The sequence below is a fragment of the Fuscovulum blasticum DSM 2131 genome (genome assembly GCF_003034965.1).
GTDB lineage: Bacteria > Pseudomonadota > Alphaproteobacteria > Rhodobacterales > Rhodobacteraceae > Pseudogemmobacter > Pseudogemmobacter blasticus.
On the sequence record NZ_PZKE01000005.1, the window covers coordinates 168,175 to 190,904 of the forward strand.

Below are 22,730 nucleotides of genomic sequence, written 5' to 3' on the forward strand. Positions count from 1 at the left end.
GGTTTTTCGTTGCACCCCCCGGCCGGCGGCAGTAGCAAGACCCCGGACAGGCAGGCTAGGACGGTGCCATGATCTACAGCTCGGGGCAGGATTATCTTTCGGCATCGCACAAACGGATCATGCTGTTCGGCATGTCTGGCCTGGGCAAGACCTATCTGTCGAACATGCTGCGCGACGAACCCTTGTCCAAGGGCGGCGGCTGGTTCCATTACTCGGTCGATTACCGCATCGGCACGCATTACATGGGCGAATTCATCGCCGACATGTTCAAGCGCGAAGCGATGAAGGTGCCACTTCTGCGCGAGCTGATGATGACCGACAGCGTCTTCATCGCCTCCAACATCACCTTCAACAACCTGGCGCCGCTTTCCACCTATCTGGGCAAACCCGGCGATCCGGCCAAGGGCGGCCTGCCCTTTGCCGAATACATGAAGCGGCAGGACCAGCACCGTGAGGCCGAGGTGGCAGCCACGCTGGACAGCGCCCGTTTCATCGCGCGGGCCGAAGACATCTATGGTTACAGGAATTTCGTCTGCGATACCTCGGGCTCGATCTGCGAGGTGGTGAACCCGCATGACGCGCATGATCCGGTGATGACGCAGCTTGCCAGCACATTGCTGATGGTCTGGATTCGCGGCTCTGATGCCCATACGGCAGAGCTGGTCCGCCGGTTCGACCGTGCGCCGAAGCCGATGTATTACCAGCCCGCCTTTCTTCATGAAATGTGGGAGGAATATCGGTCAGCCTTCGGAAAAACCGAAGAAACCTGCGATCCCGATCACTTCGTGCGCTGGACCTATGCCCGCGCTCTGGCGCACCGCCAGCCGCGCTATGCAGCCATGGCGAAATGGGGTGTCACGGTTACTGCCGAAGAAGTGGCCGAGGTGCGCAGCCCCGGCGATTTCGATGCCTTGATCGCCCGTGCCATTGACCGGCGCCTGCCGGTGCATATCTGACCCGCATCAAGGACCAGATCCCGAAATGCCCATCACCCTGCCCGAAACCCTGCCTGCGTTCGACGTTCTCCGAAAGGAAGGCGTCAGCGTCATGTCGCCCGAACGCGCGGCCCGGCAGGACATCCGCCCGCTGCGCATCGGCCTGCTGAACCTGATGCCGAAGAAGATCCAGACCGAGAACCAGTTTGCCCGGCTGATCGGCGCCACGCCGTTGCAGATCGACCTGCAACTGATCCGCATGACCGAACATCAGACCAGGAACACCGCCGCAGAGCATATGGCGACCTTCTACCGCCCGTTTCAGGAGGTGAAGCACGAGAAGTTCGACGGCCTGATCATTACCGGCGCCCCGATCGAGCATCTGCCCTTCGAGCAGGTCACCTATTGGGACGAACTGCGCGAGGTGATGGACTGGACCCAGACCCATGTCCATTCCACCTTCGGCGTCTGCTGGGGCGGCATGGCAATGATCTACCACTTCCATGGCGTGCAGAAACACATGCTGCCCGCCAAGGCCTTCGGCTGCTTCCGCCACCAGAATCTTGCCCCCACCTCGCCGCTGCTGCGCGGGTTTTCGGATGATTTCGTGATTCCGGTCAGCCGTTGGACCGAGATGCGCCAGTCGGAAATCGACGCCGCCCCCGGTCTGCGCACCCTTCTGGGCAGCGCCGAGACCGGGCCCTGCCTGGTGGACGATACCGGGCATCGCGCGCTGTATATCTTCAACCACTTCGAATATGACAGCGACACGCTGAAACAGGAATATGATCGCGACGTGGCCAATGCCACGCCGATCAACGTGCCGCTGAACTACTATCCCGACGATGATCCTACGCGCCGCCCCCTGAACAGATGGCGGTCACATGCACATCTGCTGTATGGAAACTGGATCAACGAAATCTATCAGACAACGCCCTATGACATTGACAAGATTGGCCTTTAGCGGCGCCATTGGCGCGGTTGGGGCGGGCGTCCTGACCGCCGCTACCACCCTCCGCCTCCGCGCCCGCGACCAGCGCGCCCTGCTGGCCCACCCGCCGGAGGGCCGGCTGCTGACGGTCAACGGGTTGCAGGTTCATGCGGTGGAACGCGGGCGTGGCCCCGATCTGCTGCTGATCCATGGCGCCTCCGGCTCATCGCGTGATTTCACCTTCTCGCTGCTGGACCGCCTGGCGCAGGATTTCCGCGTCATCGCGTTTGACCGGCCCGGCCTTGGCCATTCCGACCCGCTGCCGGGCGGCGACGCCAGCATCGCAGGCCAGATCGCGGTGCTGAAAGCCGCAGCTGACCAGTTGGGTGTGACCAACCCTGTGCTGGTGGGCCAAAGCTATGGCGGCACCGTGGCAACCGCCTGGGCGTTGCAGCATCCGGCCGCCGCGCTGGTCACGCTGGCCGCGCCTTCGCTGCCCTGGCCCGGGCATCTGGATGTCTGGTATCGCCTGACCGCCCGGCCGGTGCCGCGTGCGCTGCTGGTCCCGCTCGCCTCGGCCTGGGTGCCGGACGGCTATGTCCAGCGCCAGATCGACGCCGTCTTTGCCCCGGCCCATGCTCCGGCAGGTTATCTTGACCACCTTGGCACCGACCTGACGCTGCGCCACAGCCAGCTTGCGGCCAATGTGGCCCAGATCAATGCGCTGCGCGACCAGATCGTCGCGATGGAGCCGCGCTATCCCGGCCTGACCCTGCCGATCGAGATGGTTCACGGCACCGCCGATACCATCGTGCCGCTCTCCATCCACTCCGGCCCGCTGGCCCCGCGCCTGCCATCGGCCAGGCTGACGGTGATTGAGGGCGCCGGCCACATGCCGCACCACACCCACCCGCAGGTGGTGCTGGATGCCATCGCCCGCGCCGCCACCCGCGCCGGATTGCGATAGGCACGCGCCCCCGCCATACTGCCGGAAAAGGGAGACATGCCATGGACCTGCCGTTCGACGGTGCAATCAGCCGCTACTTCAAGGAAGGCGCCCCGAAAGAGGTGCGCAAGACCATTGAAAAGGCCGGCAAGGACGACATCCTGACCAAGTCCTACCCCTACAAGACCGACCTCAAGGGCAAGGATTACATCGCCCAGATGGACCGGCTGCAGATCGAACTTGCCAAGATGCAGAACGGGCTCAAGATCAGCGGCCAGCGTCTGATGGTGGTCTTCGAGGGCCGCGATGCCGCCGGAAAGGGCGGCACGATCAAGGCGGTAACAGAAAACCTGAACCCGCGCTCGGCCTATGTCGTGGCCCTTCCCAAGCCGACCGAACGCGAATCCCAGCAATGGTATTTCCAGCGCTATGTCGACTGGTTCCCCGCCAAGGGTGAAATCGCACTTTATGACCGTAGCTGGTACAACCGCGCCATGATCGAACATGTCTTCGGCTTCTGCAAAGCCGAGGACCGCGCCCGCTTCTTCCGGCAATTGCCCGAGTTCGAACAGATGATCGTCGATGAAGGCATCATCCTGCTGAAGATCTGGCTGGAGGTCGGGCGGGCCGAGCAGCTCAAGCGCTTCCTTGACCGCGAGGGCGACCTGCTCAAGCAATGGAAGCTCAGCCAGATCGACGTGGACGGGCTGGCCAAATGGGATGACTATTGCAAGGCCATCGACGAGACGATGGACAAGACCAGCTTCAAGCACACGCCCTGGACGGTGATCCTGTCTGACGACAAGAAGCGCGCCCGTATCGCGGCGATCCAGACCATTCTTGGCGCCGTCGATTACAAGGGCAAGGACAAGGACGCCATCGGCAAGATCGACGGCAAGATCTGCGGTGGCCCGGACCTGCGGCCCAAGGACTGACGGTGAAACGCGGCTATCACCACGGCAACCTGCGTCAGGCGCTGGTCGAGGCGGCATTGGCGCTGATCGCGGAAAAGGGGCCGCAGGGCTTTACCCTGTCCGAGGCGGCCAAGGCGGCGGATGTCACGCCGGCCGCCGTCTATCGCCACTTCACAGGCCGTGACGAGCTGCTGGCCGAGGTGGCCCGGCAGGGGTTCGATATCTTCGCCGCCCTGCTGGAATACGCCCATGACGACGGCCGCCCCACCCCGATGGCCGCCTTCGAATCCACCGGCCGCGCCTATCTGGCATTTGCCCGCAAGTATCCCGGTCATTATCAGGCGATGTTCGAAAGCGGCCTGCAGCCGGGCAATCATCCCGATCTGGCAGTGGTTTCCTCCAAGGCCCGCGCCATCATGGAACGCGCCGCCGAAACCCTGCTGACCACCCTGCCCGCCGACCGCCGGCCCCCCGCCCGCATGGTGGCGGCGCATGTCTGGGCGGCAAGCCACGGTGTTGTCGAACTGTTCCTGCGCGGCAACGGCGGCCCGCAACCCTGGCCGCCAGAAGACCTGCTGGAATCCGCCATTGGCATCTACCTGCGTGGCCTTGGCGTCCTGCCTGCGGATCGTTGAACACGTTTCATCGTCGGCAAATATCCCCGCCGGAGGCACGCCCCCCGAGCAGGTTGTCGCGCGCCTTGCGCGCGACAGAGGCGAGAGACAATCGCGCGGCCGCATCTTGCGGCCGCACGATTTTCCTCAGCGGAACAGGACCAGCGCCTCGGGGCTCCAGGCGACGCGCACTTTCGTGCCCACGTCCAGAACCGGGCGGCCCGGCACGTTTCGCATCGACAGCCGCACCTCGACATCGGTGCCGCCGAGATAGACATCGTAATAGGTCATGTCGCCGAAGTAGATCACCTCGTCGATCACACCGTCGGTCTCGCGATCATTCGCGGACTGGCCGGGATAAAGCAGCGTCAGCGTCTCGGGCCGCAGGCCGACGACCGGGGTTTCCCCCTTCGCCGGCGGGGCCTGATGGATGTCCAGCGCGACCTTGCCCAGCCCCTTGGCATCAACCTCGACCTTGTCGCCCGATTCCGACAGGATCGTGCAGGGGATGAAGTTCATCGTGCCGATGAAATCCGCCACCTTCTTGGAATTGGGCCGGCGATACAGCGTCTCGGGATCGGCCAGTTGCGCAATCTCACCCTCGAACATCACCGCGATCCGGTCCGACATGACCAGCGCCTCTTCCTGGTCATGGGTGACCAGAATGAAGGTGATGCCGACCTGACGTTGCAGCTTGATCAACTCAACCTGCATATGTTCGCGCATCTTCTTGTCCAGCGCGCTGAGCGGTTCATCCAGCAGCAGCACCTTGGGCTTCAGGATCAGCGCCCGCGCCAGCGCAACCCGCTGCCGCTGCCCGCCCGACAGCGCATGTGCCGCCCGCTTGCCATAGCCCTTGAGGCCGACCATCTCCAGCGCCTCGTCCACGGCCTTGGCCTTTTCGGCCTTGGATCGCGGGTCGCGGCGCAGGCCGAAGCCGACGTTCTCTTCCACGCTCATATGCGGGAAGATGGCGTAGCTCTGGAACACCATGTTGGTCGGCCGGACGTTGGCAGGCACATCGGCCATGCTCTTGCCGTCGATCATCACCACGCCGGACGAGATGTCCTCGAAGCCTGCGATGGTGCGCAGAAGCGTGGTCTTGCCACAGCCGGACGGCCCCAGCAGCGAGAAGAACTCGCCCGCCTTGATGGTGCCATTGATGCCCCGCAGCGCATGGTAGTCGCCATAGTATTTATGGACGTCCTTGAACTCGATCATCGTGGGTTTGTCGGCGGAAAACGTCACAGGAAACCTCCGGAGTCCTTGCCACCCACGCGGGCAACGCCCCGGCGGCGGAAATATTCAGCGATTGTCAGAAGCAGGATCGACATGGCGACAAGGCATGTCCCCAGGGCCAGAACCATCGGCACCTTCGCCGGGAACCGGAACTGGCCGTAGATATAGACCGACAGCGCGGTGTCGTTGCCGCCAAGGAAGTTGGCGATGATGTATTCGTCGATCGAGATGGTGAACGAAATCAGGAAGGACGAGATGATCCCCGGCATCACCAGCGGCAGCGTGATCAGCCGGAACGACGAGATCGGGGTTTCGCCCAGGTCCAGCGCCGCCTCCTCGAAGGACACGTCGATGCTCTGGAACGCGGCCGTCATGATGGTGACCGAGAAGGGCAGCGTGATCAGCACATGGCCCAGGATCACGGTGAACCACATCTGCGGCGCGCCCAGCCAGATCAGCACGATCAGCATCGACATCGCGATGATGATCTCGGGCAGCACCAGCGGCAGCAGGATCAGCCCCATCACGCCGGGCTTGCCCGGCCAGCGGTAGCGCACCGCCGCCCGTGCCGCCATGACACCAAGCGCGGTGGCGATCACCGCCGTCGAAAGCGAGATCTGAAGGCTGGTGCGCAACGCGCGCCACAGCGCCTGATCGGCCATCATTTCCGAGAACCACTTGGTGGTGAAGCCCGACAGCGGGAACGACACGACGGTGGCGTTGTTGAAGGCAAACAGCGGCAGGATCAGGATCGGGCCGTAGAGGAACACCAGATACAGGATCGCATAGCTGCGCAGACCGGGAGCTGATTTCATTTCTTGCTCCCGATGAAGCGGCGGTTGAGCAGGACAAACAGGATGCTGATCACAGCGACCGTCGCCATGGCCGTTACGGCAACCGCCGAACCCATGGCATGGTCGCGCTTCTTCAGCATCTCGACCTCGACAAGGTTGGCGATCATCGGGGTGGTCGAACCGCCCATCAGCTTGGCGGTCACATAGTCGCCGACCACCGGGATGAACACGATCAGCACCGCCGCCATCACGCCGGGCATCGACAGCGGCAGCGTCACCCGCAGGAAGGTGGTCCAGCGCGTTTCGCCCAGATCCTGCCCCGCCTCGAGCAGCGAGCGGTCAACCTTTTCCAGCGCGACAAAGATCGGCAACACGGCAAAGGGGGCAAAGGCATGGCTCAGGGTGATGGTGATGGCCAGCGCCCCGTTCGACAGCAGGTTCATCGGTTCGATTCCGAAGATGCCGACGAAGTTGTCGAAGATACCGTTGTAGCCAAGAATCGTGCGCCACAGGGCAAGACGGATGATGTAGCTGGTCCAGAACGGGATGGTGATCAGGAAGATCCACAGCGCCTTTTTCGAAGGTGCCACATAGAAGCTGACGAAATAGGCAATGGGATAGGCCATCAGCACGGTTGCCAGCGTGACGCAGACCGCGATGATCAGCGAGCGCAGCAGAACGACCCGATAGATCGGCTCGGACAGCACACGGGCAAAATTTTCGAAGGTAAAGTAGAGCTTCTCGGCATCGCCCGGCGCCAGCGGCACCCGCGCACGGCCGCCTTCAAGCCCGGCGAAGGACAGCCCGACGATGACGATGAACGGCACCGCAAGGGCAAGCAAGGTGTAAAGGAATGGCGGAGAAACAAGCGCCCAGCCTGCCCGCTTCTCGGCCTCGATCGAGTTCGCCATTACCCCCCCTACTGTACTGGCCCTTGCGGCCCTTGGTTTGATCAAATCCTGACGCCGGAAATTCGACTTTGCAACGGTGTTTTGCGGACAGACCGTGCAATAGCAAAGGGGCGGCTCAGGCCGCCCCCTGTATAACCGCTTGAATGACGATCAGCCTGCGATTTTTTCGATGGCGATCGCCCGTTTTTTCAGCTCGTCATAAAGCGTCGGCACGATGCGATGGCTGCCCACCGCCACCCGCAGCGCATCGGACAGGCGGGCTTCGCTGGCCTCAAGCCCGGCCACGCGCCAGACCATGCGGCGGGTCACGCCGTCATCATAGACAATTTCGGTGGCTCCGGCGCGTGTCTTGCGCCAGCCAAGAAAATCTGCACCGCCATGCGGGGCGTGGAAAGACGCCTGTTGTCCCATGATCACTCACTTTACTGCTCATCGCCCGTTCGGACTGTTGTTTGGTTGATCATGCGGGTGCCCGACCGTGCCGGTCAACGGTCAAGGGCGCAATTCGGCGTGAGCGAGTCCTTGGCGCAACAGTCGGGCGGTGTCGGCCTAGACAGCCAGATCGCCGGGCGGATTTGCCAGAAGCTTCACAAGACGGTCGATGGCATCGGCATAAACCTCTTCCGGCAGGTTTCCGGCGACCGCGATTCGCACCGCATTGGGCGCGCGGCCCCCGACCAGCGCATATTCATCGGCCGGGCGCACCAATACGCCCGCAGCCTCGGCGGCCCGTGTGAAGGCCGACGCCCGCCAGCCGCGCGGCAATCCCAGCCAGACGAAGGGAACACCGGGTTGCCAGGCCAGATCAAAGGCGCCCAGCCGGTTCACCAGGGCTTGCAGGCGCTGCGCGAATTCGGCCTGCGCGCGGGCACGGATCGTTTCGGCAGCGCCGGTGCGGAACAGATGCAGGCACAGGTCGGAGACCGGACGCGACAGCGCAAAATAGCCATGTTGCGCCGCAAGACGCCCCGCCTCACCCATGCCGGCGGGGCAGACCACATAGCCGAACCGCAGCGCGGCCGAAATGGTCTTGGACAGGCCGCCGACATGCCACACCCGTTCCGGCGCCAGGGCGCGAAGGCTGGGAATGTTGCTTTCCGCCACCGAATAGCAATCGTCCTCAAGGATCTGCAGGTCGAAGGCGCGGGCGATCCGGGCCAGATCGGCCCGCCGTTCCAGCGGCATCCGCCCTGTGGTCGGGTTCTGCGCCTCGGTCGTCAGGCACAACACCTGCGGACCGTGGCGGCGGCAGGCGGCCTCCAGCGCCTCGGGCACGACGCCGTGGCGGTCGATCTCGACTCCCACCACCTCGGCCCGTGCCGCCCGCGCCGCCGAACGGAAGCCGGGATAGGCCAGTTCCTCGATCAGCACGACAGGCCGGTCGCCGCGCAGACAGCAATCGAAGATCAACCCGATGGCATTCTGCCCACCATGGGTCAGCGCCACATCGTCGGGGCCGATGGGGCCAAGGATCCGGTCGCCCAGCCAGCGCACGATTTCCGTCCGCAACGGCAATTCGGCGCGTTGCGAGGTGTAGTCCAGCCAGCCCTGCCCGGTGGTTTCCGCCATGGCGCGCAAGGCGGTGCGGAACGCTTCGGTCTGCCCCACCTCGGGCACTTGCGGCGGGCGCAGGTCCACCAGCCCGGTCGTGCCGCCCGAGACCCGCTCGGTGTAAAGCGGCTGCGTCGGCCCCAGCCGGGGCGAGGTCGAGGCGACAAAGGTGCCCCTGCCAACGGTTGCCTCAAGCAGACCTTCCTGCGTGGCCAGCGCATAGGCCCGCGCCACGGTGCCCGGCGTCATGTTCAGCCGCCAGGCCAGATCGCGCACGGTTGGAAGCTGTGTGCCCGCGGGCAGATGCCCGGCCCGGATCGCTTCGCGCAGGGCGCGGCTCAGGCCCTGGTATTTGGGCCCCGGAAAAGCCGCCAGGTCAGGTTTCCAATTTGTATCCATCACAAAGTATCTCTGGCGACTCATTCACGGACTTTGTTATAAAATTTGCAGCAGAGAAACAAGATTGTATCAATACAAAAAGGATGGAGGCCACCGTGCCCCGCAGTTCAAGCCTCGCCCCTGCCCTGATCGCGCCCATGGCCCTGCCGCCGGCTTCGCGTCTGTTGGTCGGCCTTGCCCTGATCCTTGCCCGCTGGGACGACCGCGTCCGCAGCCGCCGCGCCCTTTCGAGGCTGGACACCCACATGCTGCGCGACATCGGGCTGACCGACGCCGCCCGGCAGGCCGAATGCCGCAAGCCGGCCTGGGCCGCCTGAAATTCCTTACGCTCCCCTGAGCGACTTCGGGCCGGGAAACCGGCCCGTTTTTTTTGGCCCGCCTTGGCCGCACAAAACAAAAGGCCCGCCTTACGGCGGGCCTTTCGTATGTCGGATCGGGGAAGATCAGCGCTTCGAGAACTGGAAGCTGCGGCGAGCTTTCGGTTTGCCGTACTTCTTGCGTTCCACGACGCGGCTGTCACGGGTCAGGAAGCCGGCCGCCTTGAGCGCAGCGCGCAGGGACGGTTCATAGACCTGAAGCGCCTTCGAGATGCCGTGCTTAACAGCACCGGCCTGGCCCGACAGACCGCCGCCGGTCACGGTGGCCATCACGTCGAACTGGCCCTCCACATTGGCAACCGTGAACGGCTGCTTGAGGATCATCTGCAGCACCGGACGGGCGAAATAGGCCGCCATGTCCTTGCCGTTGACGGTGACCTTGCCCGAACCGGGCTTGACCCAGACGCGGGCGATGGCGTCCTTGCGCTTGCCGGTGGCATAGCTGCGGCCGAACTTGTCGCGCACCGGGGCGCGCGGCGCGGCGGCCTCGGCCTCGACCGGGGCGGCGGCACCGACGGCGGCCTTCAGATCGTCGAGAGACTTGATGTCGGCCATGGTTTACGCGCTCCGGGTGTTCTTCGGGTTCAGCGCCTTCACGTCCAGGACGGTGGGCTGCTGGGCTTCATGGGGATGGGCGGCGCCGGCGTAGACGCGCAGGTTCGACATCTGCTGACGACCCAGACGGTTGCGGGTGATCATCCGCTCGACGGCCTTTTCGACCACACGCTCGGGGTGCGGGCCTTCCAGCACGGCCTTGGCGGTACGGCTCTTGATGCCGCCCGGGTGGCCGGTGTGCCAGTAGTAGACCTTGTCATTGCGCTTGTTGCCGGTCATCTGCACCTTGTCGGCGTTGATGACGATGACATTGTCGCCCATGTCCATGTGGGGGGTGAACGTCGGCTTGTTCTTGCCGCGCAGGATGTTTGCGACGATCGTGGCAAGGCGGCCCAGAACGACGCCCTCGGCGTCGATCAGGATCCACTTCTTCTCGATGTCCGCAGGTGTTGCGGTATAGGTCTTCATCGGTGGTCCCATAAGGGTTGAGGCGAGGGAGCACCCCCCGCGAATTCGGATGCGGGCTTATCGCTGAACCCGCCGCCCCCGTCAAGCGCGGCACGGAACATAATATCAAGCAAATTCAATACCTTTGCGTAAGCGGTATCATTATACCCCACGCACAGCCCACTGTTTTCCTCACAAATTCCGCTTTCCCTGCGCGGGGAACAGGTCAGCGCAGCTTGGGCGGGCTGTCGGGGTCCATGCCGGGCGGAAGAGGAACCGTCTCGCGCCGAACATCGGGCGCCTCGGGTTCCGGCAGGTCGAAGCGCAAGGCACAGTCGGCCATGGCCTGGGCGGCGGGATCGCCAGCGGACAGGAAGGCCACGTCCACCTGCCCCGCTTCCAGCCCCGAGAAAACCAGCGTTTCCTGCACCGCCCGCGCCAGCGCCGGCTCGGCCCCCGGCACCGCGTCCAGAAAGGCCAGCATATGCCCCAGCCGCCCGCCGGAATGGCGCACCCCGGCCAGCAGCGCCGCCGTTGCCAACCCGCCGGCCCGTGCCAGCTTGGCATCCAGCCCCAGAACGAAGCCTTCGGGCAGCGAGGGCGCCACGAAGGACTCCGCCCGCAACTCGGCCTCTTCCGGCTCTGGCTCCAGCGCCTCGGCCAGCCAATCCAGCGCCTCGGGTGGCAGCAGCATTTCCGACGGGGCCACGCCAAGGTTGACCCCCAGCCCGATCCCCTGCCCTTTCAACAGCCCGGCGATCACCCGCCCCGGCAGCACCGCATAGGGGGCGATCCCGCCCGAGAACTCGGCCATCCGTTCTTCGCGGTCGAAAACCAGCACGACCGGGCCGGACTCAAGTTCGAACACGCGGGGGTCCAGCACCTCGGCCTCGGCTTCGCGTTCAAGCAGAAGGAACAGCTCGCCATCCGCCAGCCGTTCATAGAAGCGCAGCAGCGCGGTCTCGTCCTCGGGATGGGCCGAAACCGCGGCATGTGCGGCGTCCAGCAGGGTCACAACGGTCATGGGGCCTCCAACACGGCGCGCACCCGGGCCCGCAACACGGGCAGAAGGTCGGCCGCGAACCAGGGATTGCGCGTCAGCCACCCGGTATTCCGCCAGGACGGATGCGGCAAGGGAAAGATGCCGTTTTCCGAATGTCTGCGCCAGTCCGCCACCGCCGCCGTCACGTCGCGCAGACCCAGATGCCAGCGGATCGCATGGCCACCCACCAGCAGACGCAACCGGACCTGAGGCAGCACATCCATCACGCGCGCCCGCCAGGTAGCCGCGCACAGCGGCGGCGGCGGCAGATCAGCGCCGCGTGCATTGTACCCGGGAAAGCAGAACGCCATCGGCACAATCGCGACCCGCGTCCGGTCATAGAACTCGGGGGCCAACAGCCCCGTCCAGTCGCGCAGGCGGTCGCCGGAAGCGTCTGTGAAGGGCCGTCCGCTGGCCTGAACCCGCGCTCCCGGCGCCTGCCCCGCGATCAGCAGCCGCGCCGTGGGTGCGAACCAGACGACAGGGCGCGGCTCATGCGCCGTGGCGGTGGCGGCAAAGCGCGCGGCACAAAGCCGGCAGGCGCGAATGTCCTTGGCAAGGTCCATGCCGCGCAGGATAGCGCTGCCACCGCGCCAGCGCAAAACCCCGGTTTTGCCCCCCTGTGCAGCCCGGCCACAGCACCCGACGATCCCGCCCCGCCCGCTTGCGAGGTGGGGGCACAGAAGCTAGCGAGAAGGTCAGGAGACCCGCGGCCCATGTATCGAATCTCGCCCTTTGTCCGTCATTTCGCCCTGGCCCTGCTGGGGGGCGCCGGGATTGCCACGCTTTGGGTCAACCTGTCGCCGGGCAGCTATTACGACTTTGTCGAATGGCACATGGCCGAACTGTCCCTGCCGGGCTGGATCTGGGCGGGCACGGTGACGCTGACGCCCTTCATGGTGGTGACAGACATCCTGATGGCGCTGTTCTTCTTCTTCATCGGCAAGGAACTTTGGGAAGCGCTGATCCTGGAGCGCGGCGCGCTGTCGGGCGGGCGGGCGCTGCTGCCGGCAGGACTGGTGGTTTCGGGCATGATCGGGGCCGCGCTGATGTGGATCGTGCTGTCGGCCCTGATCGAAACCGCCGAGGAGGCCGGCTTCGCGACCGGCTGGCAGGTGCCGCTGGGGTCTGATGTGGTGTTGGCCTACCTGTTCGGCCGCCTGGCCTTCGGGCCGGGTCATCCGGCGCTGCACCTGTTGCTGCTGCTGGCCATCGGCACCGATATTCTAGCGTTGCTGGTTCTGGGCCTGTCCAGCCCGCATCTGTCGTTCCGTCTGCTCTGGCTGGTGCTGCCCGTGGCGGCCTCGGGGGCGGTCTGGGCGCTTTACGGGCGCCGTCCGCCCCCCGGCACCAGCGAATTGCGCCGCCGGGCCGGCATGGCCCTGTGGCCCTATATGCTGGCCGGCGCGGCCAGTTGGTTCGGCGTCGCCGCCTCGGGCCTGCCCGCCACACTGGGCCTGTTGCCGGTGATTCCGGCCATCGCCCATGCCGACCGCAGTTTCGGCCTGTTCGCCGAGGCCGAAACCTTCCTGCACGATCCGCTGAACCGGCTGGCGCATCTTCTGATCCGGCCTGTCGCGGTGGTGCTGTTCCTGTTCGGGCTGGTGCGCGGCGGCGTGGACCTGCTGGCCTTTGCCCCGACCACACTTGTCACTCTGGGCAGCCTGTGGGTCGGCCGCCCGCTGGGCATGGCGCTTGGGGCACTTGGTCTTGCGCTGGTCTTCGGCCTGCGCCTGCCGCCGCAGGTCCGGCTGCGCCATCTGGGGCTGATCCTTGTGATCCTTGGCTGCGGCTTCACCGTGCCGGCCATCGCCTTGGCCGCCGCCCTGCCTGGCGGCGCGATGCAGGAAGCGGCGCGCATGGGCCTGGCTCTCAGCCTGCTGGCAGGCCCGCTGGCCCTGCTTCTGGCGCGCAGCGGCGGACGGTGACGCTGCGGTCCCTGTTCACATTATCCTGACCGGCCATTGCCGTAACGCCCGTTTCAAGACATACTGTTGCCCAAATATCCGGTCACAGGAGTTGCCCGGACAAGCCGGGCAGTGGCTTTGATCCGGCTTTCTTGAGGGAACAAGGTCATCGCGAAATCAGGCGTAAATCCAGCCAGAATGACAAGGCGTTCAATGCCGCCCCGCGGTGCAAGACAGTGACATGATCGAGTTCAATAACGTCTCAAAATCCTTCTGGACCGGCGTCCAGCGCAAGGTCATTCTCGACCGTGCTTCCTTTCGCGTTGAAATGGGCCGGTCGCTGGGAATTCTGGCCCAGAACGGCACCGGAAAAACCACCCTCATCCAGATGATGGCCGGGCTGGAAAAGCCCGACGAAGGCACGATCACGCGCACCTGCCGGGTGTCTTTTCCCCTTGGCTTCATGGGGGGCGTGTCGCGCCGACATTCCGCACACGAGAACAGCCGCTACATCGCCCGTCTTTACGGGCTTGACCCCGACTATGTCGAAAGTTTCTGCCGCTGGGTCTGCGACCTGGGCGAATATTTCGAGATGCCGATGTCGGTCTATTCTTCGGGGATGAAGGCGCGGTTCACCTTCTCGCTGATGCTGGCGCTGGAATTCGACATCTACCTGATCGACGAGGGTATGCCCTCGACGGCGGATGTTGCCTTCAACCGCAAGGCCGGCGCGATCCTGCGCGAACGGCTGCAGAAGGCGACCGTGGTGATCGTTTCACACTCGCCGCAGACGATCGAAAAGTTTTGCAAGCAGGCGGCCGTGTTGAAGAATGGCCGTCTTTATCAGTTCGACACCCTGGAAGAAGCGAGAAGCCTTTATGACTACGCTTAAGGTTCCCCGTTTCAACCTGAACCGCCCCGACCCGGATGCCGCGGCAGATCCCGCGCCGCGGCCCGCCGCTTCTGCAGCCTCTCCGGCTTCGACATCGAAGGACAGCGACATGTCCTTCGATACGTTTGATGACGGGTTCGGCGATCAGGTCTTTCCGGGATCTGCCGCGGCCGAACGTGCGGCTGCGGCCGGCGCAACGGCCCCACAGCCCGGGCCAGCGGATGCGGCCGAGGATGACGCCAACGTATCGCCGGAGGTTGCCGCAGAACTGGCCGCGATCCGCGCCGAAGGCCTGACGGGCCGTCAGTTGCGGGTTGCCCGCCGGCTGGCCCAACGGCGCAACATCGCGGCAACATCGGATTACGACGCCGTCCGCCTGCTGCGCGCTGCGGGCATCGACCCGTTCCAACGGCGGGCCATGCTGGAACTTGTCGGCACGGAACCCGCAACCGAGGCGGCCACTGGCGGAGGTGGCGGCCAGCCGCCGGCCTCTGAAGGGCGCGCCCTGACACCGCTGCCCGGCGATGGCGTGAAGCTGCCGCAACGGACACGGCCGCCACAACCGCCGTCGACCGAGCGTGTCGAAGTGAACCACGCGGCCGAAATCCTGAAGATGCAGCAGGAAATCGCGCGCCGGCGCCGGCGCAAGCTGATGATGCTGGGTGGACGGCTGTTCGCCTTCGTGCTGCTGCCCACGATTGTTGCCTTCTGGTATTTCTCGCAGATTGCCACGCCGCTTTATGCAACCAAGTCGGAGTTCGTGATCCAGGCGGCCGATCCGCCGCAGGCCTCGGGTATGGGGGGGCTTCTTTCGGGCACACCCATGGCCCATGCGCAGGATTCCATTGCCGTGCAGGGCTATCTGCAAAGCCGTGAGGCGTTGCAGCGACTTGAGGCCGACCATGGTTTCAAGGAATATTTCCAGGGCAGCAACATCGACGCGCTGACGCGCCTGCCGCCGGATGCCTCGCTGGAAGACGCTTACAAACTTTACAGCAAGTATATCCTCATTTCCTACGACCCGACCGAAGGTCTGGTGCGGATGGAGGTGATGGCAGCCGATCCGAAGGTTTCGGCAGACTGGTCCAAGCAGTTGATTTCCTATGCGGAAGAACAGGTCGACAAGATGTCCCTGCGTCTGCGCGAGGATTCGATGAAGGGCGCGAAGGAACAGTATACCGAGGCCGAAACCGCCGTGATTGATGCCCAGCAGCGGCTGGTCGCACTGCAGGAGAAGTTCAACGTTCTTTCGTCTGAAACCGAGGTTCAACTGATTGCCACGCAGATCAGCCAGCTTGAATCGCAACTGACGACCGAACAGTTGAATCTGGCGCAGATGGAGGCGAACGCGAACCCGAACCAGGCCCGGATGGAGCCCGTCAAGCGCCGGATCGCAACGCTGGAAGAGCAGATCGCCAACCTGCGCGCCAAGATGACGGTCAATGGCGAGGAAAGCCAGTCGCTGGCCCGGATTCAGGGTGAGTTGCTGGTCGCCAAGGCCGATGTCGAGACCCGCCAACTGGTCCTGGCTCAGGCGCTGCAATCCATGGAAAACTCCCGGATCGAGGCCAATCGTCAGGTGCGCTACCTGTCGCTCTCTGTCTCGCCGGTCCCGCCGGATGAACCGACCTATCCGCGCGTCTTCGAGAACACGCTGGTTACCATGCTGATCCTGCTGGGCATCTATCTGATGATCTCGATGACCGCCGCGATCCTGCGCGAACAGGTTTCAGCGTAAGGGGTGTGATCATGAAAACGGTCCAGATCGGCGGCGTGACCGTCGGAAATACGCAGGGGTTGACGGTCATCGCCGGCCCCTGCCAGCTTGAAAGTCTGGACCACGCCCAGATGATTGCCGGCACCCTGTCCGAGGCCTGCGCGGCCGCAGGGGCGCAGTTCGTGTTCAAGGGCAGCTATGACAAGGCCAACCGCACCTCGCTTTCAGGCAAGCGCGGGCTGGGAATGGAGGCCGGGCTGAAGGTGCTGCAGGCCATCAAGGCGATGGGCCTGCCGGTGCTGACCGATTTCCACGAACCTGCGCAGGCGGCCGAGGTGGCCTCGGTCGTTGACGTGTTGCAGATCCCCGCGCTCTTGTGCCGGCAGACCGATCTGCTCTTGGCGGCGGGGGCCACCGGGGCCGCCGTGAACGTCAAGAAGGGCCAGTTCCTTGACCCTTATGGCATGGCCAATGTGGCCGCCAAGATCGCCTCGACCGGGAATGACCGCATCCTGCTGACCGAACGGGGCACGACCTTCGGCTACAATGGCCTTGTCGCCGACATGCGCGCCCTGCCGATCATGGGCCGCACGGGATACCCCGTGATCATGGACGCCACCCATGCCGTCGCTTTCCCCGGCGGGCTGGGCGACAGTTCCGGCGGCCAGCGGGAATTCGCGCCGGTTCTAGCCCGGGCGGCCGTGTCGCTGGGCATCGCCGGCGTCTTTCTGGAAACCCACGAAGACCCCGACCGGGCGCCTTCGGACGGGCCGAACATGATCCGGCTGTCGGACATGCCGGCGCTGATCGAAAGCCTGATGGCCTTCGACCGCCTTGCAAAGGCCAACCCGCTGCACGTCTGATTGGTGCTGTCAGGGTGCGTGTCACCCGAACAGCCGCCCCCCATTGGGACTCGTCACCGGGCCAGCGCAAGGTCTATGGCGGCTGCGCAATGGATCAGCGTTGTGTCGAAGACCGGCACCGGCACGTTGCCCGCTGTCAACAGCATCCCAACCTCGGTGCAGCCCAGGATCAGGCTGTCGGCCCCCGACTGCACCAGCCGCTCTGCGATGCCCACATAGACGCTGCGGCTGTCGTCGCGAATGATGTCGCGGCAAAGCTCTTCATAGATGATCCGATGCGTCTCGGCCCGGTCTGCCGCATCGGGCAACACCGGCATCACCCCGGCCGCGCGCAAGCGGTCGGTGTAGAAGCCCTGCTCCATGGTAAAAGCCGTCGCCATCAGGCAGGGCCGACGCAACCCCGCCGCCCGGATCGCCGCGGCCGTGGCATCGGCGATATGCAGCAGCGGGATCGAGACGCCCGACATCATCTCATCGGCCAGCTTGTGCATGGTGTTGGTCGCCAGCACCAGAATCCCGGCACCGCCACGTTCCAACGCCCGCGCCTCGGCGTTCAGGATACGGCCTGCCGCCGCCCAGTCGCCGGCGGCCTGCAGCGCCGCGATCGGGGCGAAATCCAGCGACCGGATCAGCAGTTCGGGCGAATGAAGCCCACCCAGCCGTTCGCGCGTCAGGCGACACAGTTCACGATAGTAAAGCTGGGTCGAGGCGGCGGACATGCCGCCCAGAATACCGATGGTCTTCATCACGCCACCTGCCCCGCGGCCCAGCCGCTGGACCAGGCCCATTGGAAGTTGTAGCCACCCAACCAGCCGGTCACATCGACCACCTCGCCCACGAAATACAGGCCCGGCACGGCCTTCGCCTCCATCGTGCGGGCGTCAAGACCGTCGGTATCGACGCCGCCCAGCGTCACCTCGGCCGTGCGGTAGCCTTCGCTGCCCACCGGCATCAGCCGCCAGTCGGCCAGCCCCGCTGCCACCCGGTCCAGCACCGCCCCCGGCATTTCTGCCAGGGGGCCGGAGAGGCCCGAGGCCTCGGCCAGATGGCGGGCAAGCCGTTCCGGCACCAGCCGCGCCAGCGCGCCGGCAAGATGACCCTTGCCGCCGCTGGCCTTGGCCGCCCGCAACACCGCCGCGCCGTCCTGGCCCGGGCAAAGATTGACCGAGATCGCCTGCCCCTCGCGCCAGTAGGACGAGATCTGCAGGATCGCCGGGCCGGACAGGCCGCGATGGGTGAACAAGACCGCTTCGTCAAAGCCGGTCTTGCCGCAGGAAACCCTGCCCTGCACCGCCACCCCGGCCAGCGGCTTCAGCCAGACCAGTTCCTGCTCGGCAAAGGTCAGCGGCACCAGCGCGGGGCGGGTCTCGGTCACGGCAAGGCTGAAGCTTTCCGCGACACGATAGCCGTAGCCCGAGGCCCCCATCTTCGGAATCGACTTGCCGCCCGTGGCGACGATCACCGCCGCAGCCTCCTGCACGCCGCGATCCGTTTCCACCGCGAATCCATTGCCTTGGCGCGCAACCGCCCCCAGCGAGCACCCGGTCCAGAGCGTGCCGCCGACCGCCGCCAGATCACCCGTCAGCCAGTCCACCACCTGCGTCGCCGGACCATCACAGAAAAGCTGCCCCAGCGTTTTTTCATGCCAGGCGATTCCCGCCGCATCCATGCGCGCGATGAAATCCCACTGAGTAAACCGCTTCAGCGCCGACAGCGCGAAGCGCGGGTTACGGCCAAGGTAGCGGTCGGCCGAAATCTCTAGATTCGTGAAGTTGCACCGACCGCCGCCAGAGATTCGGATCTTCTCGGCCGGCTTGGCGGCATGGTCCACGACCAGCACCCGCCGCCCGCGCCGTGCAGCCTCGATCCCGGCAAAAAGCCCTGCCGCGCCGGCCCCCAGCACCATTACATCCCAGTCCAATTCATCCTCCAAGAGCCGCCGAAAAATCGCGTCTTCCCCCTTGCGGCCCGGAAAGCGCTTCGCTAAACACCGCCGCACGGTTGGGGCGTCGCCAAGTGGTAAGGCAGCGGTTTTTGGTACCGCCATTCCCAGGTTCGAATCCTGGCGCCCCAGCCAAATCCTTCCTTTGACGGAAGAAATGACGGAAGAAATCCGGGCCCCTTCTGGGGCCCGTTTTCATTTCCGCGCCATCACGCCATTGCGTCCCGCAGTACCGCCAGCACGGCATCGGACGGCACGTCCTCAGCCACGAAGGCCTGACCGATACCACGCGCCAGAACGAAGCGCAGCCGGCCGTCGATCACCTTCTTGTCCTGCCCCATCAGCGCGAGCAACGCTTCGGGGCCGGGCAGGTTGCCGGGGATGTCGCGGATGTCCACCTTCATGCCCATGGCCTGCAGATGGGCGCGCACACGGCTGGGCGATTCCTGGCTGCACAGGCCAAGCCGTTGCGACAGTTCGAACGCCAGCGCGCAGCCGATGGCCACGCCTTCTCCGTGCAGCAGGCGGTCGGAATAGCCGGTGGCCTTTTCCAGCGCGTGACAGAAGGTATGCCCAAGGTTCAGCAGCGCACGCTCGCCCTCCTCGGTTTCGTCGCGCGAAACGATCCCCGCTTTCATCTCGACGCTGCGCGTCACCGCGCGCAACCGGGCCGAGGCATCCCCCGCCGCCATGCCAGGGGCCGCAACTTCCAGCCAGTCGAAGAAGGCGGAATCGCCCAGAAGGCCGTATTTCACCACCTCGCCATAGCCGGCCAGGAAATCGCGCGGCGGCAGGCTGTCCAGCACGGAAATATCGGCCAGCACCAGGCTGGGCTGGTGGAAAGCACCTACCAGGTTCTTGCCTTGCGCGGTGTTGATCCCGGTCTTGCCACCAACGCTGGAATCAACCTGGGACAGCAGCGTGGTGGGAAGCTGCACGAAACGCACGCCCCGGCGCAGCACGGCGGCGGCAAAGCCGACCAGATCGCCGATCACACCGCCGCCGAAAGCCACCACCACATCGCGGCGTTCCACCTTCTGCTCCAGCAGCCATTCGACGCATCGCGCGAACTGCGGCCAGCCCTTGGTTCCCTCGCCCGGAGGCAGCGCCAGCGCGGAAACCTCGATCCCCTGCGCTTCCAGCGCGGCGGTCAGGCGGGCCAGATGCAGACCGGCCACCGTTTCGTCGGTCACCACCGCCACCCGCTTGCGGCGCAACAACGGTGCGATTTCGGCACCGGCGCGGTCAATCAGGCCGGGCCCGATCCGCACCTCATAGGACCGTTCGCCCAGATCCACCGGCACCACGTTCATGCGTCGTCATCCTTTGCAGTTTCAGCCAGCACATCGGGCCGGGTCTTCAGCGCCTCGACCACACGAACCGCCATCTGTTCGATCGAGTAGTCAGGCGAGGCATCTACGGCAAGATCGGCCATTTCATAGGCTGGCAACCTTGCTTCATACAATGTGCGCAGGGTTTCGTGCGGATTTGCCGTGCGCAACAGTGGCCGCGTCGTCTTGTGCCGCACCCTTTGCCACAAAAGCTCCAGATCGGCGCGCAGCCAGACCGAGATGCCCGAGGCGCGGATCTGGGCACGGTTCCGCTCGCTCAGAAAAGCGCCGCCGCCGGTTGACAGCACGCAAGGCGTGCCGCGCAACAACCGGCCGATCACCTCGAATTCGCGGTCACGGAAAAAGGGTTCCCCATCGCGTTCGAAAATCTCGGCGATGCTGCGGCTGGCGGCCTTGACGATTTCATCATCCGAATCAACGAAGGGCACCTTCAGAAGCCGCGCGACTGCCGTTCCGACCGCGGTCTTTCCTGCCCCCATCATCCCGACCATGACCACGGTCTTGTTCAGTTGCGGCATAACCTTTCACCATCTCGTGATCGGCGGGGCACAGCCTTGCCGATCAGGTGTATTCCTTGCCTCAATGGCGTGATCTTGATCGGAAAGCCATATATATAATCGACAGTCGCGACCCGACATCATACCCGGTCAACGGGACGGGGCGTCACGCAGAACGGGCAGGACAAGGACTTTGCAGATGGGGCGGATTCTGAAAGCACTGGTGGTGCTGGCAATTCTGGGCTTCGCGGGGCTGACGGTCTTTGCCTATCTTGGCGACCTGGCCCCCGCGCAGCAGGAGGTCACGAAACCCGTGGTTCTGGATGCGAACTAGGTTTGTCGCCGCAACCGGCCTTGCCACAGCCCTGTACGCGATCACCACGGCGGCCCTTGCGGCCGGCGATGATCCGCTGTCAGCAATCGACTGGCTGTCGCAATCGGTGACCACGCAGGTTTCCGCGGTGCAGCCGTCAGGGACGCCCCCCACCGTTGCCCGCCCGGGAGAGCCGCCCGTCAGCGCAAACGGCGCGCTGCCGGTGGATGTGGCGACAACGGCGCTGGATGCCCCCTCGCCCGATGGCGTGGGTCTGATCGCGCCGGCAGTCTCGGGTCTGCCGCGCAACCTGTGGGGCGCCGGGCGGACGGATGAGATCGCGCAGGCGATCATCCGGGACCGCATGTCCAGCCTGCCCGCGTTGCGGCAACTGTTCCTGACCATGCTGCTGGCCGAAGCCACCCCGCCCGCCGATTCCGAAGGCAAGGGCCGGCTGTTGCAGGCCCGCGTTGACAAGCTGATGCAGATCGGCGCGCTGGAACAGGCCGCAGCCCTGATCGAGATTTCCGGCGCCGAGACGCCTGACCTGTTCCGCAGGGCCTTCGACGTGGCACTGCTGACCGGCAACGAGGATCGCGCCTGCGCCAAGATGCAGGAAAGCCCCGGCCTTGCCCCCACCATTCAGGCGCGGGTCTTCTGTCTGGCGCGCGACGGGCAATGGGATGCAGCGGCACTGACCCTGCAAACGGCGGCGGCACTGAAACAGATCAGCAGCGCGGGGGCCGAGCTTCTGGCGCGGTTCTTGGACCCCGATCTGTTCGATGGCGAGCTGATGCCGCCGCCCCCGAACCCGGTCACACCGCTGGACTGGAAGATCTACTCGGCCATCGGGGAATCTCTTCCCACGGCATCGCTGCCCGTGGCGTTTTCCTATGCCGAGATCGGGCAGGAAGCCGGCTGGAAAGCCCAGATCGAGGCGGCCGAGCGACTGACCCGTGCGGGCACCATTGCCCCCAATGTCATCCTCGGGCTTTACACAGACCGCGACCCCGCCGCTTCGGGTGGGGTATGGGATCGGGTCGCCGCGTTCCAGGATTTCGACGCCGCGATGCAATCGCGCGATCCGCAGCGGGTGGCACAGACGCTGCCGGTAGTCTGGGCCCGGATGCAGGAGGTCGAACTCGAGGTTCCCTTCGCCATGCTCTACGGCCGCGATCTGACGGCGATACCGCTGACGGGCGAAGCCGCAACGATTGCCTTCCGCGTGGAACTGTTGTCGCCGGTGGCCGAAACCGCCGCCGCGGCACGCGAGACGACCGACACGACCGAGCGGTTCCTGATCGCGCTGACCCGCGGTGATCTGAAGGGGGTGACCGCGCCCGACAGCATGGGCCGCGCGATTGCCCCCGCCTTCCTGAACCCGATGCCTTCGACCGAGACGCGGGCGCTGGTCGATGGCAACCGGACCGGCGAGGCAATCCTTCTGGCGATCGAGGAAATCGCGCGCGGGGTGGAGGGCGACCTTGCCAGCGTGACCCGTGGCCTGTCGCTGTTGCGCAGCGTCGGGCTTGAGGGCGTGGCACGGCGCACCGCGCTGGAACTGATGATCCTGGAACGGCGGGGCTAAGGCC

25 protein-coding genes and 1 tRNA gene are annotated in these 22,730 nt (G+C 65.0%); 13 read left to right on the top strand and 13 right to left on the bottom strand.

Annotated features, from left to right (window positions below):
- The first annotated feature begins 68 nt into the window (after nucleotides 1-68).
- The 5 genes from C5F44_RS07210 to C5F44_RS07230 are packed head-to-tail and all read left to right on the top strand — an operon-like array spanning nucleotide 69 to nucleotide 4,361.
- Entirely contained in the window at nucleotides 69-956 is an 888-nt protein-coding gene (locus tag C5F44_RS07210) for an ATPase (protein WP_107672836.1), read from the top strand.
- A 25-nt stretch (nucleotides 957-981) separates the two neighbouring features.
- Nucleotides 982-1,899 (top strand): homoserine O-acetyltransferase MetA, encoded by a 918-nt coding sequence (gene metA / locus C5F44_RS07215; protein WP_107672837.1) that lies wholly within the window; start codon nucleotides 982-984, stop codon nucleotides 1,897-1,899.
- Nucleotides 1,889-2,833: an alpha/beta fold hydrolase gene (locus C5F44_RS07220; protein WP_181318206.1), complete on the top strand. Its 945-nt coding sequence runs from the start codon at nucleotides 1,889-1,891 to the stop codon at nucleotides 2,831-2,833. The genes metA and C5F44_RS07220 overlap by 11 nt, the downstream gene beginning before the upstream one ends.
- Nucleotides 2,834-2,874: 41 nt before the next feature.
- Nucleotides 2,875-3,747: a polyphosphate kinase 2 gene (gene ppk2 / locus C5F44_RS07225; RefSeq protein WP_107672839.1), complete on the top strand. Its 873-nt coding sequence runs from the start codon at nucleotides 2,875-2,877 to the stop codon at nucleotides 3,745-3,747.
- Nucleotides 3,744-4,361, top strand: coding sequence for a TetR/AcrR family transcriptional regulator (locus C5F44_RS07230; protein WP_107672840.1), 618 nt, complete (start codon nucleotides 3,744-3,746; stop codon nucleotides 4,359-4,361). The genes ppk2 and C5F44_RS07230 overlap by 4 nt, the downstream gene beginning before the upstream one ends.
- Before the next feature lie 126 nt (nucleotides 4,362-4,487).
- Here the strand turns inward: C5F44_RS07230 and C5F44_RS07235 are convergent, their stop codons facing one another.
- From C5F44_RS07235 to C5F44_RS07255, 5 genes are all read right to left on the bottom strand, one after another.
- Nucleotides 4,488-5,561: an ABC transporter ATP-binding protein gene (locus C5F44_RS07235; protein ID WP_181318215.1), complete on the bottom strand. Its 1,074-nt coding sequence runs from the start codon at nucleotides 5,559-5,561 to the stop codon at nucleotides 4,488-4,490.
- 23 nt (nucleotides 5,562-5,584) lie between these two features.
- Complete coding sequence (locus tag C5F44_RS07240; RefSeq protein ID WP_107672842.1) at nucleotides 5,585-6,394, bottom strand: ABC transporter permease; 810 nt, start codon at nucleotides 6,392-6,394, stop codon at nucleotides 5,585-5,587.
- Nucleotides 6,391-7,284, bottom strand: a complete 894-nt coding sequence (locus C5F44_RS07245) for an ABC transporter permease (RefSeq protein WP_107672843.1) — start codon at nucleotides 7,282-7,284, stop codon at nucleotides 6,391-6,393. The genes C5F44_RS07240 and C5F44_RS07245 overlap by 4 nt, the downstream gene beginning before the upstream one ends.
- A gap of 150 nt (nucleotides 7,285-7,434) precedes the next feature.
- Entirely contained in the window at nucleotides 7,435-7,695 is a 261-nt protein-coding gene (locus C5F44_RS07250) for a hypothetical protein (RefSeq protein WP_107672844.1), read from the bottom strand.
- Between the two features lie 138 nt (nucleotides 7,696-7,833).
- A complete protein-coding gene (locus tag C5F44_RS07255) occupies nucleotides 7,834-9,234 on the bottom strand; it encodes an aminotransferase-like domain-containing protein (RefSeq protein WP_235822558.1) in 1,401 nt (466 codons plus the stop codon).
- Between the two features lie 95 nt (nucleotides 9,235-9,329).
- On the opposite strand from C5F44_RS07255, the gene C5F44_RS07260 reads away from it, so the two are divergent.
- Nucleotides 9,330-9,551, top strand: coding sequence for a DUF1127 domain-containing protein (locus tag C5F44_RS07260; RefSeq protein ID WP_228156782.1), 222 nt, complete (start codon nucleotides 9,330-9,332; stop codon nucleotides 9,549-9,551).
- Nucleotides 9,552-9,677: 126 nt separating this feature from the next.
- Here the strand turns inward: C5F44_RS07260 and rpsI are convergent, their stop codons facing one another.
- The 4 genes from rpsI to C5F44_RS07280 form a co-directional block, all read right to left on the bottom strand.
- Entirely contained in the window at nucleotides 9,678-10,166 is a 489-nt protein-coding gene (gene rpsI / locus C5F44_RS07265; protein WP_107672845.1) for a 30S ribosomal protein S9, read from the bottom strand.
- 3 nt (nucleotides 10,167-10,169) lie between these two features.
- Nucleotides 10,170-10,634 carry a 50S ribosomal protein L13 gene (gene rplM, locus C5F44_RS07270; RefSeq protein ID WP_107672846.1) on the bottom strand — a complete coding sequence of 155 codons (465 nt, stop codon included), beginning with the start codon at nucleotides 10,632-10,634 and terminating at the stop codon, nucleotides 10,170-10,172.
- Between the two features lie 205 nt (nucleotides 10,635-10,839).
- Nucleotides 10,840-11,628 (bottom strand): SseB family protein, encoded by a 789-nt coding sequence (locus tag C5F44_RS07275; protein WP_107672919.1) that lies wholly within the window; start codon nucleotides 11,626-11,628, stop codon nucleotides 10,840-10,842.
- 5 nt (nucleotides 11,629-11,633) lie between these two features.
- Nucleotides 11,634-12,221 carry a uracil-DNA glycosylase family protein gene (locus C5F44_RS07280; protein ID WP_107672920.1) on the bottom strand — a complete coding sequence of 196 codons (588 nt, stop codon included), beginning with the start codon at nucleotides 12,219-12,221 and terminating at the stop codon, nucleotides 11,634-11,636.
- Nucleotides 12,222-12,371: 150 nt separating this feature from the next.
- Between C5F44_RS07280 and C5F44_RS07285 the strand changes: the two genes are divergently transcribed.
- From C5F44_RS07285 to kdsA, 4 genes are all read left to right on the top strand, one after another.
- A complete protein-coding gene (locus tag C5F44_RS07285) occupies nucleotides 12,372-13,583 on the top strand; it encodes a Na+/H+ antiporter NhaA (protein ID WP_181318207.1) in 1,212 nt (403 codons plus the stop codon).
- 220 nt (nucleotides 13,584-13,803) lie between these two features.
- Complete coding sequence (locus C5F44_RS07290) at nucleotides 13,804-14,454, top strand: ABC transporter ATP-binding protein (RefSeq protein ID WP_107672848.1); 651 nt, start codon at nucleotides 13,804-13,806, stop codon at nucleotides 14,452-14,454.
- A gap of 109 nt (nucleotides 14,455-14,563) precedes the next feature.
- Entirely contained in the window at nucleotides 14,564-16,192 is a 1,629-nt protein-coding gene (locus C5F44_RS07295) for a KpsE/RkpR family capsule polysaccharide export protein (RefSeq protein ID WP_235822560.1), read from the top strand.
- 11 nt (nucleotides 16,193-16,203) lie between these two features.
- On the top strand, nucleotides 16,204-17,034 hold the full coding sequence (gene kdsA, locus C5F44_RS07300) for a 3-deoxy-8-phosphooctulonate synthase (protein WP_107672850.1): 831 nt from the start codon (nucleotides 16,204-16,206) through the stop codon (nucleotides 17,032-17,034).
- Nucleotides 17,035-17,087: 53 nt separating this feature from the next.
- On the opposite strand, the gene C5F44_RS07305 is transcribed toward kdsA, so the two are convergent.
- The gene (locus tag C5F44_RS07305) at nucleotides 17,088-17,780 is read right to left on the bottom strand and encodes an aspartate/glutamate racemase family protein (protein WP_107672921.1); all 693 of its coding nucleotides are present in this window, start codon (nucleotides 17,778-17,780) and stop codon (nucleotides 17,088-17,090) included.
- Nucleotides 17,780-18,955, bottom strand: coding sequence for a BaiN/RdsA family NAD(P)/FAD-dependent oxidoreductase (locus C5F44_RS07310; RefSeq protein ID WP_181318208.1), 1,176 nt, complete (start codon nucleotides 18,953-18,955; stop codon nucleotides 17,780-17,782). Before C5F44_RS07310 ends, C5F44_RS07305 begins: the two co-directional genes overlap by 1 nt.
- A gap of 81 nt (nucleotides 18,956-19,036) precedes the next feature.
- Between C5F44_RS07310 and C5F44_RS07315 the strand changes: the two genes are divergently transcribed.
- A tRNA-Gln gene (locus C5F44_RS07315) sits at nucleotides 19,037-19,111 on the top strand.
- 74 nt (nucleotides 19,112-19,185) lie between these two features.
- Here C5F44_RS07315 and aroB read toward each other — a convergent pair.
- Nucleotides 19,186-20,289 (bottom strand): 3-dehydroquinate synthase, encoded by a 1,104-nt coding sequence (gene aroB, locus C5F44_RS07320; RefSeq protein ID WP_107672852.1) that lies wholly within the window; start codon nucleotides 20,287-20,289, stop codon nucleotides 19,186-19,188.
- Nucleotides 20,286-20,846: a shikimate kinase gene (locus tag C5F44_RS07325; RefSeq protein WP_107672853.1), complete on the bottom strand. Its 561-nt coding sequence runs from the start codon at nucleotides 20,844-20,846 to the stop codon at nucleotides 20,286-20,288. The genes aroB and C5F44_RS07325 overlap by 4 nt, the downstream gene beginning before the upstream one ends.
- 178 nt (nucleotides 20,847-21,024) lie before the next feature.
- Here C5F44_RS07325 and C5F44_RS18245 point away from each other — a divergent pair, with 178 nt between their 5' ends.
- Nucleotides 21,025-21,159, top strand: coding sequence for a hypothetical protein (locus tag C5F44_RS18245; protein WP_257791671.1), 135 nt, complete (start codon nucleotides 21,025-21,027; stop codon nucleotides 21,157-21,159).
- On the top strand, nucleotides 21,149-22,726 hold the full coding sequence (locus C5F44_RS07330; RefSeq protein ID WP_107672854.1) for a hypothetical protein: 1,578 nt from the start codon (nucleotides 21,149-21,151) through the stop codon (nucleotides 22,724-22,726). The genes C5F44_RS18245 and C5F44_RS07330 overlap by 11 nt, the downstream gene beginning before the upstream one ends.
- The last annotated feature ends 4 nt before the right edge of the window (nucleotides 22,727-22,730 follow it).